A 17,082-nucleotide genomic window follows, 5' to 3' on the forward strand; every position below is an offset into this window, starting at 1 on the left:
GGCACGCACAGTGCAAAATCGGCGCTGTCCTACACGTCGAGCATGGTCATATGGGCGCAATCCTCTGCAATCCGGGGGATCACACCATGACACGCGATTATTCGACCGCCGACACCGCGCCTGCCACGATCGCCTTCGCGATCCAGCCCGACGATGTCGTGCCTCTGCCGGTGACGCCGCGCGGCATCTATGTCGGCAAGGGCGGGACGGTGATCGTGCGACCCGCAGACGCGCAGGTGGATGTGGCATACCGCAACCTGCCCGACGCCAGCTACATCGCGCTCAGGGTCTCGCACGTCCGCGCCACCGGCACCACCGCCGGCGACCTCGTCGGAGAAGCGTGATGGCGCTCTCCATGTCAGGCGGCGTGCGGCTCGCCCGGCGATCGGGCGGGCAAGGTGCACGCGTCGTCGCACCGCTCGCCGCGGCGGCTGCGTCGCAACCCCTCACCGCGGCTTATTCGCTCCGGCGCGTGGTGGCCGCCTACGCGGGCGCGTGCCTGCAGGTGCGCGACAGCGGCAACGTGCTGCGCACGCTCACCTTCAAGGCCGACGGGACGTATGATGCGCCGGCGGCGACCTGGTCTGGCTACGGCGACGGCCGCAGCTTCGGCGTCGCTACCTGGTACGATCAGAGCGGCAACGGCCATCATCTGACCAGCTCGTCACGACCGGCGCTGGTCTTTCCCGCCGCACCCGCCAGTTACGACGGCGCCTATGTCGACTTTACGGCCAAGGCACAGCATCTCGCCACCGCGTCGACGCCGCTGGCGGTGGGGGGTAGCGCCAACCTGTCGCTGCTGGCGGTCAGCGCCACGCGCGGTTGGACGAGCGCGGCTGTTCACCCGCGCGACCCGGCGGTCTACTCGGCCGCGGTCGGTCCACTGATCGGCTACGGCACCGCAGCAACGGGCGCGCTGGTGGTCGGCGCCGATGGGCCGGGCGCCGAGACGACGCTGTACGGCGCCAGCGGAGCGCTGCTGGTCGACGCCAGCACCGACTTTGCGAACCGCTGGCGCAACTGGTGGTTCAACCAGACAGGGGCGACCGTCTCCGGTGGCGGCGACACGCGCACCCTGTTTACCGCGCGACCGCATGCACGAGCGAGTTCCAGCGGCAACCGGCTGGTGGTGGGGAACAATGGCGCACTCACTCAATCAGCCAACGCGTCGCTGCGCGAGCTGCTGGTGTTCAACGGCGACAGCGCGCTCGCCGACCGGGAATGCGCGGGAATCGCGGCGTGGCAGCGCCGATATTGGAGCGGCCTCGTCACCAACCGCTTTCCCGATCGCTTCGTGTCGATATTCGCCGGCCAGTCGAACGCGCAATATTATACGGTCGACAGCGTCAGCGGTGACGGTAGCGCGGGCAGCAACGCGCTCGCCCGCGTGTTCGTGCCTGACCTGTCGGCGCGCCTGTCGATCCCGGCCGACCTCTCCCGCGAACTGACCACCTATTGCAGCAGCACCGCGATCGGCGGGTCGTCGGTCCTGAAGCGTGCGAACCCGAACTCGGACAAATATTGGTGGGACGGCGACGCCGCCATTCCGGGGCCGAGCCTGACGAGCGCCCTCGCCAACCTCGACTTCGGCGGCAATCCTGGCAAACGCTATCGCCACTGCGTCATCATGTGGTCGCAGGGCGAGGCGGATGCGCTCTACTGGTCTGCCAACGCCGCCGATGCGGCGGTCGCGGCGGACTGGAAGGCGCAGACCAAACTGGTGTGGGCGGCACTGCGCGCAAAGATCGGCTACGATTGCCCGATCGTGATCCAGCCGCTCGGCAATCAGACCGGCGCACAGCCGCAGATGGAGGCGCTGCGCGCGATCCAGACGCTGCTCGCCGCCGAGGTGCCCGGCGTCACGATCGCGCCCGAGACGACCGATCTGATCCGGCAGGACAATGTGCATTTCGCCTCCGCGCTGAAGGGGCCGAACCAGTCGCCCGCGGGCTACGATCTGGCCGCAACCAGGCTCGCCGCGGCGATGGCCCCGCTATTGCTTACGATACCGCCGCGCTGAGCGGTGAAACGATTGACAAGGACCCGCCCCTCACGAACGTTCAACACAGGGACGTTCGGGGGGCGAACCGATCTTGAGCAAGCGTGTTCTCGCCATCGCATCCGCGGGTGGCCATTGGGATCAGATGATGCGGCTGCGCGCCGCGTTCGTCGGGCATGAGGTGACGTTCGTCACCACGCGCGACGGCGTGGCGCAGCGCGCTGGTGTCGTCGCGGCGCTGGTGCCCGACTGCAACCGCCACCGACGCCTGCGGGTCATCGCGTGCGTCGTGCGGTTGGCGCTGCTGATCCTGCGCCGACGACCGCAGGTGATCGTCACCACCGGCGCGCTGCCCGGCGTGATCGGCATCGCGCTCGGCCGGGTGATCGGCGCGCGAACCTTGTGGATCGACAGCATCGCCAATGGCGAGCAGATGTCGCTGTCGGGCCGGCGTGCCCGCAGTCTGGCGACGCAGTGTCTCAGCCAATGGCCCGATGTCGCCGCGACCGAACAGGTCGGCTATTCGGGAGCGGTGCTGTGATCCTGGCAACGGTGGGCATGCAACTGCCCTTCCCGCGGCTGATCCGCGCGCTCGACGCGGTCGCGGGTCGTCACGGCCTGCACATCGTCGCGCAGGCGATCGAGCCGGTCGCCGGCCTCGTCCACCTCGACCAGCGCACCAGTCTCTCGCCGTCCGAGTTCGACGCGCTCGCACAGACGTGCACGCTGATTGTCGGTCACGCCGGCATCGGCACGATGCTGTCGGCGGCAGCGCACGCCAGGCCGCTGGTGCTGTTTCCGCGTATCGCGGCGCTGGGAGAACATCGCAACGAACATCAGCTCGCGACCGCGCGCCAATTCGGCGGGCAGGTCGGCATCACGGTCGCGCATGACGAGGCCGAGCTGGAACACGCCTGCCTGCGCCGCAACGCGCCGCCCTATCGCCCGGCCGAGCAGCCGCGTTATCGCGCGCTCATCAGCACGGTGGCCGATTTCGTGAGTGCTGCCTGACGTGCCCAGCCTCAACAATCTGATCGCGCTGCAGCGGTTGATGATCCGCGCGCGCATCGCGGTCTGCAACCGTTTCTGGGGCATGCACATCCACCCGACCGCGCGCCTGTCGCGTTCGGCAAAGCTCGATCGTACGCACCCGCGCGGACTCCATGTCGGTCGCCACAGCTACGTTGCATTCGACGCTGCGATCCTGACGCACGACATGGTGCGGGGCCTGCGCACCGATACGATCATCGGCGACGAATGCTTCATCGGCGCGCGCAGCATCATCCTGCCGGGCGTACGCGTCGGCAACAACGCGATCGTCGCCGCCGGATCGGTGGTGACACGCGACGTGCCCGCCAATACGATCGTCAGCGGCAATCCGGCCGGCGTGCTGCGCTCGGGCATCAGCACGGGGCAGTACGGCGTGCTTCAGAAGCCATGACCTCTTCCGCAGCCCAGCCGCTTCGTGCGGCGACCGGCGCCGACATCTATCTGTTCAGCACCACTAATCTGGCATCCGGGCGGCACGACGCGCTCTATCGCATGGTGCGGTCGGTTGCGCACGCTCGTGACGAGCAGCCCGCGCGCGTCATCCGCCTGCTGCTGCTGCTGCAGAATGCCGCCGACCATTCCGCGCCCGATCTGCCCGACTGGGTCGAGGTACACACCGTGCCCGGTCTCGTACCTCTCAGCACCGCCCGCAACATCTTGCTGCAACAAGTCGAACTTGCCAGCGACATGGCCGATTCTGCCGCGATCGCCTTTCCGGACGACGATGCCTGGTATCCCGCGGGATCACTGCACTTCATGGCCGACCTGATCGCGCTCGATGCCAAGGTCGACTTCGCCGTCTGTCGCTCAGGCACCGCCGCACGCTCGCCCGTCGCCGATACATGCGACCGGCGCATGCGGCTTCAACAAGCGATCTCCCACGGCAGTTCGAACACGATCTTCGTGCGCGCCAGCCTGGCAGTACAGCTCGGCGCCTTCGACGAACAACTCGGCCTGGGTACGCCGGCGGTGGCGGGCGAAGACACCGATTACGCGATCCGCGCCTGGCACGACGCGCGACGTGCCCGCTTCGTCGATGCGGCGCTGATCGGCCACCGCGACAACGATCCGCTTCTGAAAAGGCGCTATTTCTCCGGTGCGTTGCAGGCGATCCGCAAACATCGATCACGCTCGTTCGCCGCTGAAGTGGCGTTCATCCGGAAACAACTAATCGGTTTGCGCCTGCGGGCGCGCTGATTGGCAACATCCTAGCCGATGATCGATTGATCGTGACGCTGTTGGATTCGTAAGAGAACGTATCGCTTCCGCGAGTTCAGAGCATCTTCATTGATAAGCCGCCGTCGTTTCCAGCGCCTTTCTCGACGGTTCCTTACTGTTCGACAGCAGATCAATTGACCAGCCTCACACAAGGTTCTTTACCGATCGTGGTGGCAAATAGTGGGATCGAGACATGCGACGCTTCGCTGCAATTAGTGCCGTGATCGCCTTTGCCGCTGCCTCGCCTGCGGCGACACAGGTGATCCCGTCGCAGGCGAGCGCTGCCAACAAGACCTCGGTCAAGACGCGGACGCGAGCGGAGCGTACGCCGACGCCAGCACGCCCGGAGGTTAGACGATCGAACAATTTCTTCGGCCTGCCGCTGTTGTTGCCGTTGCTGGGGCTGGGCGGCGCCGGGGCGGCGCTCGCGGCGGGGGGCGGTGGCACTGCCGCGAGCGCCGCGCCCCTGGCCCCGCCGCCGGCAAGCCCGCAGTAGTTCAGGCCGGCCGCACGACGTCGGATATGCCGATAGCACTGCGTGTCGCTGATGCTCCGCTGCCGTTGCCGCGCCTGCTCGAGCCAAGCCTCGTGGCGGGGCTGGCGCTGCTTGTCGTACTCGGCGGGTCGGTGTTGCAGCCGACGTGGCGCGCGGTGCCGTTCGCCGCGTGGATCGCCATTGCGGCGGGCGTGGCGACATGGCGCATCATTCTCGATCCACGCGCCTTTCCTGCAACACTGCTCGGCCTCGCGCTCGCGCCGCTCGGCGTCGTGCTGGTCCAGCTATGCCGCATCCCGAGCGAGTGGCTTAGCCTGTCAGCGGGACAAGTGTTCGCGGGCAGCATCCGCGCGCTCGTCGAGCCAGCGGCGACGGCGTCCATCTCGGTTGATCGTGTCGCAACCGCTTCGGCGGCGGTGCCGGTCGCGGTCTTTTCCGCCACGTTGCTGCTGCTCCATGTGCGCCCGCGTCGCGATTGGGGCTCGATCTTCGCCTCCTTCGCGATACTTGGATCAGTGGGCGTCATCCTCGCCCTCGCACAGTTCGGCTCCGCCGGACGGTGGGGCGACATCTACCATTCCGCGCAGGCTGCGAACGCACCGGGGTTTTTCGCCAACCGCAATCACGGCGCGACCTTTCTGGCGTGCTGCCTGGCATTCTTCGGGGCGTGGATCGGCGGGCAGCCAATACCGTGGCCACGCCGGTACATGCTGTTCGCCGGAGCCTCGCTTTTCCCACTGTCAATCATCGCTTTGTCGGGATCACGAACAGGGCTCATGATCGGTTTAGTCATGGCGGGCGCAACGCTTCTGGCGTTCCCGCGCGATCGCAGCGAGGTTCGATCGATCGATCCGGCTATGCGCTTCGCCGGATTGTTCATCATCGTCGGATTTGGCGTGATCGTCGCACTCGTCTCGCTCAACGGCGATACTTCAACACGATTAAGCGGCGTCAGCGGAGACTTACGCTGGTCGATCTGGGCGCATGCCCGTGATCTGGTGCTGCTCTACTGGCCGTGGGGCAGCGGACTCGGCACATTCGCGCACGTCTACGCGCTGATCGAGCCGGTGGGTGAATTGCATCCCTTCTACATCAATCATGCGCACAACGACTTCATCGAGCTGTTCGTCGAGACGGGTGCGCTGGCGATCGTCCCGATCATGGCCGCGCTGCTGTTCGGCTGGGCGAGCCTAGCTACGCGTGCGCAGTACAGCCGCAAAGTCATGTTAGAGCGGCGCGTCGCGACGATCGTGGTCGCCGGTCTGCTGGCGCACTCGTTCGTCGATTATCCGCTCCGGACGCCGACGCTCGCGATCGTGCTCGCGGTAGCGCTCAGCGTGCTGACGCCGGGAGCGGGTAGTGCGAGTTCCGCGGCAAGCAAACGTTCGGGCTTATCGGCGTTGCGCTTCGATCAACTCGACGTCGCACTCAGCAAGTAACGGATCTGGGTGGCGAGGTGGATCGGATCGAAGGGTTTGAGGATCGTGCCCGCCGCTCCCAGTTCACGATACTCGGATACCTCAACCGGACGTCCGCGCGCGGTCATGAAGAGGACGGGCACGCGCGCGAACCCTGGGCGCTCGCGCATTCTGGCCCAGGTGGCCGGACCCGAGAGCCCGGGCATCATCACGTCGAGCAGCACCACGTCGGGTGTCCAGCCGGCGCGCCGGTCGAGCAATGCCAGCGCCTCCTCCCCGCTCGCGGCCATATGCAGGTCGATCGCCGGATCGAGCTGGAGCGACATGGCGACGATGGTGCGGATGTCGTCGTCGTCGTCAACGTAGAGGATCGAAAGCGGGGAGCCCGCCACCTTCATGCCCGTCGGGCCGACAGGACATGCCGGATCGTCGCGCGCAAGTCGGGCAATGAGCGCCGCGACTTGATGAGGACCGCGTCAACCCGCGCCGCCAGGTCGGCGTCGATATCGTGCGCCGAATAAAGGATCGTCGGGATCGCGACGCCGTTGCGGTCGACCAGCGCCGGCAGCAGGTCGAGGCCCGTACCCTCGACTAGGTGCAGGTCGAGGATCGCGAGGTCGGGTGCGGCATGTTCGATCACCGCGCGTGCGCTCGGCAGATCACTGACGGTGATCAGCCGCGCCTCGTCACCGAGCAGCGCGGCAGTGACGTCGAGCAGGTCGCGGTCGTCGTCGAGATGGAGGATCGTCGGCCTGGTCGCCCCCGTACGCGCGATCGCGGTCCGCAACGCGGTGTCGAGCCGCTCAGGCTCGATCGGATCGGGGATCCAGTCGACCAGGTCGAAGGGCACCAGCACGTCGTCAGCGCCACGCGCGGTTGCGGAAACGATCACGATCGGCAGCGATTTCCCACGCTTCGCGCGTCGCACCGCCTGCGCGAACTGGAAGCCGTTGCCATCGGGAAGAGTGAGATCGAGCAGCAACGCGGCATAGTCGCGCTCCGTGAGCGCCGCATGCGCCGCATGTGCGGTAGCGACTATGGTCGCCGCATGATCGGTTGCCGCGACGGCGTCGGACAGCTTAGCGACCATCGCTGCGTCGCCGCTGCATACGAGCACGCGCCCGGCCGCGTCTTTCGAAGTATCGACGTCGACGGTCTCGCGCACGAGCTCGAGCGAGAAGGCGAAGCGGGTTCCGCCGCCTGGACGATCCTCGAACCAGATCCGGCCGTCGTGCCGCTGGATGATCTCGCGCGAGATCGCGAGCCCCAGGCCGGTGCCGGTACCCTGCTGCTCGTTCGCGCGTTCGAACCGGCGGAACAGGCGCTCGCGAAAGGCCGGCGGAATGCCCGGCCCCTCGTCGTCGACCATGACGCGGGCCATGCCATCGACTCGCGTTGCCGAGACGGTAACGGCGTGTGCGGGCGGGCTGACGCGAACCGCATTGGAGACCAGATTGCCGATCACCTGCATCAGCCGGTCGGCGTCGCCGAGCACGGCCAACTCCTGCTCGCCCGCATTGCAGCGGACCGTTACGTCGCGCGCGCTGCCCGCACCCTGCATGTCATCGCAGACGCGCGCCGCGACTGCTGCGAGATCGACGGGCACGCGGTCGATCTGCAACTGATTGCTCTGCATGCGATCAAGGTCGAGCATGTCGTTGATCAGGCGGATCAGCCGGCGCGCGTTGCTTTCCGCGATGCCGACCAGCCGGTTGGCCGCGTCGGGAAGATTACCCGCCGACCCTGCACGCAACAGGCCGAGTGCCCCGACGACCGAGGTCAGCGGCGTGCGCAATTCGTGACTGATCGTGGAGATCAGCTCGTCCTTGATCGCTTCCGATCGCTTGCGCGCCGACACGTCACGCAAGGAGACGACTACGTGCTCGCCGTCCGCAAGCTTCATGACGCCGAGCGCGGCGTCGACGGTCACGGTGTACCCGTCGCGGTGCCGCAGCGGTACGTCGGTGCGATACGGCGCAGCGATCATGCCGTCGCGCAGACCGATCCACTGCGGAAAGGTCCGGTGCAGTTCGTTTGGCAGCAGTGCGATCGCGGACACGTCGCGCCGCTCGACCTCGGCCGGCGTGTATCCCAGCAACTGCTCGGTCGCGCGATTGATCAGCTCGATCGTCCCGCTGGGATTGAGGATCACGATCGGGTCGATCGTACCGTCGAGGATGGAGCGGTAGCGGGTCGCGGCGTCGAAGGTCGCGACATCGGCGCGGTAACGCTGCTGCCGCTGCCGCCTGATCGCGACCAGCGCGAGCAGGAACAGCGCGACGCCGAGCACCACCGTAAAGGTGATCAAGCGTCCGGTGCGCGCCACATGCGTCTTTACCGCCTCCGCGCCGACGTCGCTGAGGCGCTCTTCTTCCGATCGGAGGATTGCCGCGTCGCGACGCAATTGCTCCATCAGCACCCGGCCGGTGCCTCGGGCGATACGGTGGATCGCCGCCTGCAGCCCATCGCGGCGGCGCTGCGCGAGCACTGCGTCCATCTCATCGATCCTGGCGTCGATCGCGATCTTCATGCGTCGCAGCGCATCGCGCTGCACACTCGTGTCCGAGCCCTTAGCCGAGATTCGCGAAAAGAGCGCCGCGGTCGCGCGCTTCGCGGGTTCGTACGGTGTCAGGAAACGCGGGTCGCCGGCAAGGATGAACCCGCGCTGCGCAGTCTCCGCCTGTTCGAGCGACCTGATCAGATCGTAGATCAATATGCGCTTCTGAAAGGATACGCGGGTCTGCTCGTTAGATTGTGCGAGTGCGCGATATTCGGCGATGTTCCACCACGCCAGCGCGATGAGCAGCGCCGGGATCAGCACCGCGATCGCGACCATGCGCCAACGCGACGGTCGTCTGGGCGGCACGATTAACGGCCGCTGCGCACCCTCGCCTGCACCGAAGCCCATGAGAGCGCCGTAGCCGAAGCCCCCAGCGTCGTGACCGCGTCCGCTCCCAGCCGACGCGGAGGAGGTCACGCGTGCCGCTCCGATCCCGCATCCCCCATCAACGGCTGGACCGCCAGCAATGCCTGCGCGCGATTGTTGACGCCCAGCTTGCGGAAGATCGCGGTCATGTGCGCCTTCACCGTCGCCTCGCTGATGTCGAGGTCGCCCGCAATCTGCTTGTTCAGGCGACCGTCGGCGAGTGCGAGCAGCACGCGAAGTTGCGCACCCGACAAGGTCGCGATCCGCTCCCGCGCCGTCGCCACCGCGCCTGCCTCACCATCGGACGGAAACACCGGCGTGCCCGACAGGATCGTTCGCAATCGCTGAGCGATCGTGTCGATCGGCTGGCTCTTGAACAGATAGCCCGCCGCGCCGAGCGCGCGTGCGGCGTCGATCAACACGCAGTCCTCACGCGCGGTGATGACGACGATCGGTGTCGAACCCAGCGTGTGTTGCAGCGCCAGGAAGCCGGAAAAGCCCTTCGCATCGGGCAGCATCAGGTCGAGTAGTACGAGTGCGTAGCCGCTGCGCCGCGACGCGATCGCCGCCTGTGCCTCGCCGATCGATCCCGCCTGATCGACCACGCTTCCCGGCAGCGCGGCGCGCGCCGCCAGTGCCAGCCCCTCTCGGGTCAATGGATGATCGTCGGCGATCAGCACACGCTGACCTGTGGTCACAACAATCCCCCTTCCCTTTGCGGTTTTTTACAGTTTATCGGTCAGCCCTGAACAGACATTTCGGCGAAATGCTATAGGTGGCGTGCGAGTTCCGAAAGGAAAATTTTGCTAACCTATCCTAAAGTCGTCGTCGCCGATGACGAGATCATCAATATCAAGTTTCTGCAACATTGCCTGACGCAGGCGGGCTGGCAGGTGATGGCGGCGCAGGACGGAAAGCAGGCGGTCGACCATGTTGTCGGCCACCGCCCCGATCTCGTCATTCTCGACATCAACATGCCCGTGCTCGACGGGTGGCAGGCAGCAGCGGCGATCCGCGGATCGTCCGGTGCCGCGGCGGGTGTGCCGATCATCGCCTTCACCTCGCTGCGTATCGGGGAAGATGAACTGCGCCGGCGCGGGTTTGACGGCTGCCTCGCCAAGCCGTGCGAACCGGCGCATCTGGTGCAGGAGGTGGCGCGCTGGCGACCGAGTGATGAACTCGGCGGCGTGGAACGGCTCGCCAACGTCTTTGCGCCGGCGGAGCTCGACGCGTTGATCGCGCGGTTGCGCGATCAGCTGGCGGAGGCGATCGCTGGTGCACCCGATCCTGCCACTGCGCACCGGATCGCCGGGGCGGCGGGAACGCTCGGCTTCGCGCAGGTCAGCGAGAGCTGGCTGGCACTCTCCACCGGCGATGACTCGGTTCGTGGGCGTGCCTACACGGATGCACGCCGCGCGATCGCGGCGATCGATCGCCGCCGGTCCGCTGACAGCGTGACCGGCTGAATGCGAAATATACGTAAGACTTCGGTCTAATCGGGGGAACCGAATAACGACCGGCAACAAGTTGTTTACCGCCGTGGCGTTTTGCGAACGGGTCACCAGCACGGAGACCGCTCGATGTTCCGTTCCACGACCATTATTGCTTCCGCCGCCGCCATGGTGCTCGCCGCCACTGCCGCCACGCCCGCGCTCGCCGATACCGCGACGGGCACGATCGCCGTGGCGCTGAACGTCACCAACGCCTGTGTCGTCAACGGCGGCGGTTCGGCCTCGGCCAATCTGGGGTCGCTCGGCTCGATCCAATTCCCCGACCAGCCCGGCATCTTCGGCAACGTCGACGGTCAGCTGATCGGCTCGCTCGGCACGCTGCAGGTGCAATGCTCGCCCAACGTCGCGCCGGTGCTGACGATCGGATCGGGCGCGAACGACAACGCCGGCAAGCGACGGATGGCGTCGAACGGCAACACCGTCGCCTACCGACTGTTCACCGACTCCGCGCGCACCAACGAGATCGGGATCGGCCAGCAGCTGCCGCTCGGCACGATGTCGACCGCGGCGGTCAGCGTGCCGATCTACGCGCGCGTCACCTCGGCCGGGCAGCTGCTCGCCGCGGGAAGCTACACCGATACGGTTCAGGTTACCCTGACCTGGTAGCGGCGGAACGCGGGGGCGGGAGCCGGGACCATGACGTGCCTGTTGTGTGTCGCACGCGTGCTTGCCGGCCTCACCGCTGTGACCGTCACCTTCTTTATCGGCGTCGCGCATGCCGAGACGCAGCGCAGCTTTCAGGTATCCGCCGCGATCGTGAAAGGCTGTGTCGTAGCCGCCAACGGAGCGTCGCAGCTGGGCCGAATCGATTTCGGCACGGTTGCTGGCACCACGACCGGCACGCTCGACGCGGCGATGGTGTCGGGCGGAACCGGCGGCATCGCGATCGAGTGCACGCCCGACACCGACGTGACCGTCACCGCCGACATGGGCGAGAACGCCAGCGGCGGCATCAGGCGCATGAAGCTGGGCGGCGGCGGCACCGGTTTCGTCGCGTACCAATTGTTCGCCGATGGCAGCAGCACCGCCTGGACGACGCAGGCACTCGCCTACCGCTTCGCGACCGGCGCGACCAAGCGGACCCTGCCGATCGTCGGCCGCGCGCAGCTGACCGGCGCGATGGCGGCGGGCAGCTACGCCGATACCGTACGCGTGACGATCGCGTGGTGACCCATCTTGCAAGGACCAGTGCCGTGATCCGCACCTTCCTTTTCCCCGCGGCGATCGCGGCGGCAGCGCTGTTGCCCGCGGCGGCGCGGGCATCGACCGTCGTCATCTGGCCGGTCGACCCCATCATCAAGCCGGGCGAGCAGTCCACGTCGCTGTGGCTGGAGAACACCGGCCAGACGCCGGTCACGCTGCAGGTGCGCTCGTTCGGCTGGTCGCAGGCGGACGGCAAGGACGCGCTCGACGAACAGGATCAGGTCGTCGCGAGCCCCCCGATCGCGACGGTCCAGCCGGGCCGGCGTCAGCTGGTCCGCGTCATCCGCCGTGCCCCTGCGACCACGTCCCCGGCCACAGCGGTGCCCGAGCAGAGCTACCGCCTGATCGTCGACGAACTGCCGACCCCGCCCGCCGCCGGCGAGGCCGAGCACATGAGCGCGCGGCTCGCCGTTCAGATGCGCTATTCCATCCCCTTGTTCGTCTACGCGGCTCCCCCCGCCGCGCAGCAACCGCACCTCGTCACCCGCTACGCTGCGGGTGGCGGGGGACGTACGATCGAGATCCGCAACACCGGCACGGGTCATGCGCGGCTGACCGACGTGCGGATCGTCAATGCGGGGCGCGAGCAGGTGGTGAAACCGGGGCTGGCCGGCTACGTCCTGCCCGGCGCGACCCTGCGGTTCGCGCTACCCGGCGGAACGGTCGGCGCGGTCAAGGTCGGCGTCAACGGTCGCGACGAACTGCTCGCGCCGGACGCGTGACGCCGACGCGCCGCGGTGTCGCTCGCCTCCGTCCTGTTGGCCGCACTGCTTTCGGGCGCAATCCCGAGCGCGGCTCACAGCGCATCCGACGCGCCGGTGCCGACAACGGCGAAAGCAGCGCAGGCAAACTCGGCGCTGTTCGTCGCGCTGGTGGTGAACGGGGTCGAGACACCCGATCTGGTCAGCGTCGAGCAGCGCGGCGCGCGCTTCATCGTCGCGCCCGACGCGCTTCGGCGTGCCGGACTGTCGGTGCCGGGTGCCGCGCCGGTCGATGTCACCGCGCTGCCCGGTGTCGCCGCACGCTACGATCAGGAGCAGCAGCGACTGATCCTCGACGTGCCGCTGGCGCTGCTGCCGACGCGGCGCATCGCGGGAACGCCGCTGGCATGGACACCGTCCGTCGTGAGCACGGGCGCGGTGCTGAACTACGACCTGTTCGCGCAGAACAGCGGCGGCGAGACCTTTGCCTCGCTGTTGAGCGAGCAGCGCGCCTTCGGTCCATGGGGCACGATCGCGAACACGGCGGTGTGGCGCAGCGGCGGCGGCGGCATCGGACAGGGCGTGATCCGGTACGACACCACCTATCGCTACGTCGACGAGGGCCGCGTGCTGAGCGCCGCCGCCGGCGACGTCATCTCGGGCGCGCTCACCTGGTCGCGCGCGGTGCGGATCGGCGGCGTTCGCCTGACGCGCAGTTTCGAGACCCGCCCGGACCTGATCACGGTGCCCCTGCCCGATTTCGCGGGCCAAGCGGCGCTGCCGTCGGGCGTCGACCTGTTCATCAACGACTATCACCAGCAGCACAACGACGTGTCGCCGGGCCGCTTCGTGCTCGATCAGGTGCCGGTCGTGAACGGCGCGGGCGAGGCGCGCATCGTCACCACCGACGCGGTCGGACGCCAGATCGCGACCGTGATCCCCTTCTACGTCGCGCCCGAACTGCTGCGTCCGGGGTTGACCGACTTCTCGATCGATGCGGGTGCGCTCCGGCGCGATTACGGGATCAAGAGTTTCAGCTACGGGCGCGAAATCGTGAGCGGCGCGGTGCGCCACGGCCTGACCGATCGGCTGACGATCGAGGCGCACGGCGAAGGTGCCGACGACCTGCTGCTCGCCGGTGCGGGCGCGGTCTGGTCACCCGGACGGATCGGCGCGGTGCACGGCTCGCTCGCCGCCAGCCGGCGCGAGGGTAGACAGGGCACGCGGCTGACGGTCGGCTACAATTACGTCGGACGATCGTTCAGCGCCGGGATCGAGCGTGTGTCGCAGAGCCGCGACTTCGCCGACCTCGGCAGTTTCGATCTCGCCAAGTGGAACGGACGGCAGAGCAACCTGCGCGCGACCGTCAGCACGCGGCTGGCGACGCTCGGCAGTCTGGGACTGGGGTACATCGACGCGCGGGCGCGTGACGGCGCGCGCGCGCGGATCGCGTCCGCCTCCATGTCGCTGCCGGTCGGCACGCGCTCCTCTTTGTTCGCCGCCGCCGATTACGATTTCACGCGTCGGGGATTGAGCGCGCAGCTCCGCTTCGTCATGCCAATCGGGCGCAACACGGTTGCGAGCGCCGGGATCGCGCACACGCCCGATGGAGCGACGCGTATCCAGGCCGACGCGGCGAGCGCGGTGCCGACCGACGGCGGGCTCGGCTGGTCGGCGAGCGGCGCCTATGGCTCGCGCGGCGACTTCGTCGGGCAGGCGAACGCAACCTATCGCACGCGCACCGTGACCCTGGAGGCGGGTGCCGCGCGCGCGCCGGCTACGTCGAGTGTGTATGCCAGCGCGAGCGGGTCAATGGTGCTGCTGGGCGGCAAGCCATACCTCGCCAACGAATTGCCGAGCGCGTTCGCGGTCGTGACCACCGGCATGCCCAACGTGCCGGTCTATTACGAGAACCAGCCGGTCGGGCGCACCGCACGTGACGGGCGATTGTTCGTGCCGCGCGTCGTCGCCTACCATCCCGGACAATTCTCGATCGACATCGCCGACATGCCCGCGGTCGCGCAGGCCCCGGTGATGTCGCAGCGCGTGGCGTTCCGCGAAGGCACCGGCGGCGTCGTCGCGCTGACCGTGAGCGCGGTGCACAGCGCGGTGGTGAAGCTGGTCGACGCGGCGGGCGACGTGATTTCGGCGGGCACCCCCGTCATGATTGCGGGTGCCGCACCGACGGTGGTCGGCTGGGACGGCGTCGTGCTGATCGAGGGCAAGTCGGGCGCGGTGACGCTGACCGCGCCGCGCGTCGGGGGCGGCAGCTGCACCGGGTCGGTTTCCATCCCCGTCGATCTCGCCGCCGCCGCCAATCTGGGAGCCGTGACGTGTCGCTGATCGCCCGCCTGCTCGCCGTGCTCACCGCTGCGCTCGCCGCGCTGCTGCTCGCCGCCCCCGCGCAGGCGGCGAATTGCACCGTCACCGCGGCGACCAACGCCAATCTGGGCAGCCAGACATCGTACACGGTGATCGGCGGCATGGTGCCGACCGTGACCACCACCGCCGGGCTCGACTGCCCCGGCGCCCTGCTCAACCTGCTGTCGGCCGATTACGCGCGCGCCACCGCGACCAGCAGCAACGGCTACACGCTGCGCAGTGCCGCTGGCGACGCGATCAGCTATCGCCTGTCGGCCGATCCAAGCGGCAGCATTACCTTTACCCAGGGCGGCAGCGTTGACTACATGAACCCGCAGCTGCTCTCGCTGCTGGGGCTCGGCCAGTCGAACCTGTCAACGCCGCTCTATGTCAAACTCACCGCCTCGCCCAACGTACCCGCGGGCACCTATAGCGATACGGTTACGATCAACTGGCAATGGTCGATCTGCCGCGGCGTCGGTACGCTCGGCGCGTGCGTGCTACCCGAAACGGGCAGCGGCACCACCATTCTCACGGTGACGATGATCGTGACCAAGGATTGCCGCCTGACCGCGCCGCCGGTGTCATTCGGCAGCGCGCCGCTGGTGTCGAAGTTCACGCCCGTCACGCAGGCGGTGCAGATCGCGTGCACCAAGGGGGCGAGCTACGCGGTCAGCTTCACCGCCGGGGCGGCCGGCACCGCGCGTCCGTGGCGCACCATGTCGGATGGCGCGGGCAACGTACTGCGCTACAACATCTATCGCGCCGACGGCACGACCGTGTGGGACGAGAGCAATCCGCTGCCGGTCGCGACGCTCGGCACCGGCGCGACGACGCCCGATCAGGCGACCGCCTATGTCGCCAAAATCGACACCACGCAGGCAACGCCGCCCGCGGGCAGCTACACCGACACGATCAGCGTCCTCGTCACCTTCTGATCGCACACGGTCGGTGAGGGCATTGCCCCGCTCAGCCGATCAGTTCCTCCAGCTTGCCGGTCGGAGAGAGGCGCGCGAACATGCTGGTCAGCAGATCGACCGACGCCTGCATGCTGCCCGGATCGTCGATGAACTCGCGCCCCAGCGCCATGCCGCGCACCGCCCATACCACTAGCCGGATCGCCGCGGGATCGCGCACCGTGGCGCCGATCCGGTCAAAGAAGGCGCTCGCCGCCGCTTCCTCGATCGCCTGCTGCGCCGGACGGATCAGGCTGGCGAGCTCGGGATCGCTGCGCGAGGCGACAAAGATCTCCAGCACCGCGACGCCTGAGGGGCGCGACAGGACTTCCCACGAGATAGCGGGCCAGTCCGACACGCGCGTGCCGACGTGACGGTCGCGCTGGATCTGCTGATAGGCGGCGACTTCCTGTTCGAACACCCATCGCACCACCTCGGCGATAAAGGCGGCGCGGGTCGCGAAATGGTGCGTGATCGCGCCGCGACTGACGCCCGCCTCGTCCGCAATCTCCGCGTTGCTGGCGCCGCTATAGCCCAGGCGGCTGATCGTCGCGACCGCGGCCGCGAACAGCGCGGCGCGCGTCTCCGCCGTTCGTTGTTCCTGTGTACGTCGCAGGATTAATACCTCGCTCTTGCCGGACCGGCGAGCGACACTGACCGGTTCTACGGCGGCGGGCAAGGCTGGGGATCTTGCCCGCCCGCGCGTTCAGAAACGCCACTCGAACGCGCCGCCGATCCGCCGGAACGCATTGTCCGGAAGCGTTTGTACGTATTGTCCTGCGGAGAAATTGCCGGGGAAGATCGCCGCGGCATAACGCTTGTCGAACAGGTTGCGCACGAACACGCTAACGCGCGCGTGGTCGCCGATGTCGCCGATCCCAAGCGTCGCGTTGACGAGCGAATAGCCCGGCTGGATCGTGTTTGGATCGTTGATCGCGTAGAGGAAACGGCTGCGATAGCGCCAGTCGGCGTTGACGAAGACCTTCAGGTCATCCCCGATCGGCTGCTGGAAATCGGCGGCAAGGCTGGTCGTCCACTTCGACGCGCCGACCAGCGGCGTGCCGCGCGCGTTGAAGCTCGGTCCCCTCAGGTTGCACCCCTGCGCCGCGGTTTGCCCGAAATAGCAGGCGACGTTGTAATTGCCGTATTCGGTGTCGAGGTAGGTAACGCCGCCCGACAGCGTGACGCCGCGCGCGGGGCGCACCGATGCCTCCGCCTCGATGCCGCGGGTCTTGAGCGTGCT

General features: G+C 67.7%; 19 protein-coding genes. 14 read left to right on the plus strand and 5 right to left on the minus strand.

Features of this window, described 5'->3' with window-relative positions:
• Window positions 1-86: 86 nt before the first annotated feature.
• The 8 genes from QZ847_RS08850 (at window position 87) to QZ847_RS08885 (ending at window position 6,202) form a co-directional block, all read left to right on the plus strand.
• Window positions 87-344, plus strand: a complete 258-nt coding sequence (locus tag QZ847_RS08850; RefSeq protein WP_294191570.1) for a hypothetical protein — start codon at window positions 87-89, stop codon at window positions 342-344.
• Window positions 344-2,020 carry a hypothetical protein gene (locus QZ847_RS08855; RefSeq protein WP_294355631.1) on the plus strand — a complete coding sequence of 559 codons (1,677 nt, stop codon included), beginning with the start codon at window positions 344-346 and terminating at the stop codon, window positions 2,018-2,020. Before QZ847_RS08850 ends, QZ847_RS08855 begins: the two co-directional genes overlap by 1 nt.
• A 73-nt stretch (window positions 2,021-2,093) precedes the next feature.
• On the plus strand, window positions 2,094-2,540 hold the full coding sequence (locus QZ847_RS08860; protein ID WP_294355633.1) for a UDP-N-acetylglucosamine--LPS N-acetylglucosamine transferase: 447 nt from the start codon (window positions 2,094-2,096) through the stop codon (window positions 2,538-2,540).
• Between the two features lie 17 nt (window positions 2,541-2,557).
• Entirely contained in the window at window positions 2,558-3,010 is a 453-nt protein-coding gene (locus QZ847_RS08865; RefSeq protein ID WP_294355636.1) for a glycosyltransferase, read from the plus strand.
• Window position 3,011: 1 nt separating this feature from the next.
• Window positions 3,012-3,440: a DapH/DapD/GlmU-related protein gene (locus QZ847_RS08870; protein ID WP_294355638.1), complete on the plus strand. Its 429-nt coding sequence runs from the start codon at window positions 3,012-3,014 to the stop codon at window positions 3,438-3,440.
• Window positions 3,437-4,246, plus strand: a complete 810-nt coding sequence (locus tag QZ847_RS08875; protein WP_294355641.1) for a hypothetical protein — start codon at window positions 3,437-3,439, stop codon at window positions 4,244-4,246. Before QZ847_RS08870 ends, QZ847_RS08875 begins: the two co-directional genes overlap by 4 nt.
• 214 nt (window positions 4,247-4,460) lie before the next feature.
• The gene (locus QZ847_RS08880) at window positions 4,461-4,763 is read left to right on the plus strand and encodes a hypothetical protein (RefSeq protein WP_294355644.1); all 303 of its coding nucleotides are present in this window, start codon (window positions 4,461-4,463) and stop codon (window positions 4,761-4,763) included.
• 26 nt (window positions 4,764-4,789) lie between these two features.
• Window positions 4,790-6,202, plus strand: coding sequence for an O-antigen ligase (locus QZ847_RS08885; RefSeq protein ID WP_294355647.1), 1,413 nt, complete (start codon window positions 4,790-4,792; stop codon window positions 6,200-6,202).
• Here QZ847_RS08885 and QZ847_RS08890 read toward each other — a convergent pair.
• From QZ847_RS08890 to QZ847_RS08900, 3 genes are all read right to left on the minus strand, one after another.
• Window positions 6,175-6,579: a response regulator gene (locus QZ847_RS08890; RefSeq protein ID WP_294355649.1), complete on the minus strand. Its 405-nt coding sequence runs from the start codon at window positions 6,577-6,579 to the stop codon at window positions 6,175-6,177. The two genes, QZ847_RS08885 and QZ847_RS08890, sit on opposite strands and share 28 nt — an antisense overlap.
• Window positions 6,576-9,017, minus strand: a complete 2,442-nt coding sequence (locus tag QZ847_RS08895) for an ATP-binding protein (RefSeq protein ID WP_294355653.1) — start codon at window positions 9,015-9,017, stop codon at window positions 6,576-6,578. Before QZ847_RS08895 ends, QZ847_RS08890 begins: the two co-directional genes overlap by 4 nt.
• A gap of 137 nt (window positions 9,018-9,154) precedes the next feature.
• Window positions 9,155-9,805 carry a response regulator transcription factor gene (locus QZ847_RS08900; protein ID WP_294355655.1) on the minus strand — a complete coding sequence of 217 codons (651 nt, stop codon included), beginning with the start codon at window positions 9,803-9,805 and terminating at the stop codon, window positions 9,155-9,157.
• A gap of 105 nt (window positions 9,806-9,910) precedes the next feature.
• Between QZ847_RS08900 and QZ847_RS08905 the strand changes: the two genes are divergently transcribed.
• From QZ847_RS08905 to QZ847_RS08930, 6 genes are all read left to right on the plus strand, one after another.
• Complete coding sequence (locus tag QZ847_RS08905; protein ID WP_294355656.1) at window positions 9,911-10,573, plus strand: response regulator; 663 nt, start codon at window positions 9,911-9,913, stop codon at window positions 10,571-10,573.
• Window positions 10,574-10,687: 114 nt separating this feature from the next.
• Window positions 10,688-11,224 carry a spore coat U domain-containing protein gene (locus QZ847_RS08910; protein WP_294189871.1) on the plus strand — a complete coding sequence of 179 codons (537 nt, stop codon included), beginning with the start codon at window positions 10,688-10,690 and terminating at the stop codon, window positions 11,222-11,224.
• A 30-nt stretch (window positions 11,225-11,254) separates the two neighbouring features.
• Window positions 11,255-11,788, plus strand: a complete 534-nt coding sequence (locus QZ847_RS08915) for a spore coat U domain-containing protein (RefSeq protein WP_294355659.1) — start codon at window positions 11,255-11,257, stop codon at window positions 11,786-11,788.
• Between the two features lie 23 nt (window positions 11,789-11,811).
• Window positions 11,812-12,543 carry a molecular chaperone gene (locus QZ847_RS08920; protein WP_294355661.1) on the plus strand — a complete coding sequence of 244 codons (732 nt, stop codon included), beginning with the start codon at window positions 11,812-11,814 and terminating at the stop codon, window positions 12,541-12,543.
• Window positions 12,544-12,558: 15 nt separating this feature from the next.
• The gene (locus tag QZ847_RS08925; RefSeq protein ID WP_294355665.1) at window positions 12,559-14,865 is read left to right on the plus strand and encodes a fimbria/pilus outer membrane usher protein; all 2,307 of its coding nucleotides are present in this window, start codon (window positions 12,559-12,561) and stop codon (window positions 14,863-14,865) included.
• The gene (locus QZ847_RS08930; protein ID WP_294355667.1) at window positions 14,856-15,821 is read left to right on the plus strand and encodes a spore coat U domain-containing protein; all 966 of its coding nucleotides are present in this window, start codon (window positions 14,856-14,858) and stop codon (window positions 15,819-15,821) included. Before QZ847_RS08925 ends, QZ847_RS08930 begins: the two co-directional genes overlap by 10 nt.
• Before the next feature lie 31 nt (window positions 15,822-15,852).
• On the opposite strand, the gene QZ847_RS08935 is transcribed toward QZ847_RS08930, so the two are convergent.
• Both QZ847_RS08935 and QZ847_RS08940 read right to left on the minus strand, forming a co-directional pair.
• A complete protein-coding gene (locus QZ847_RS08935) occupies window positions 15,853-16,518 on the minus strand; it encodes a TetR/AcrR family transcriptional regulator (RefSeq protein ID WP_294355672.1) in 666 nt (221 codons plus the stop codon).
• Between the two features lie 27 nt (window positions 16,519-16,545).
• Window positions 16,546-17,082, minus strand: a 537-nt coding sequence (locus QZ847_RS08940; RefSeq protein ID WP_294355675.1) for a TonB-dependent receptor, incomplete at its 5' end; no start/stop codon positions are given.

The organism is uncultured Sphingomonas sp., assembly GCF_913778135.1.
GTDB lineage: Bacteria > Pseudomonadota > Alphaproteobacteria > Sphingomonadales > Sphingomonadaceae > Sphingomonas.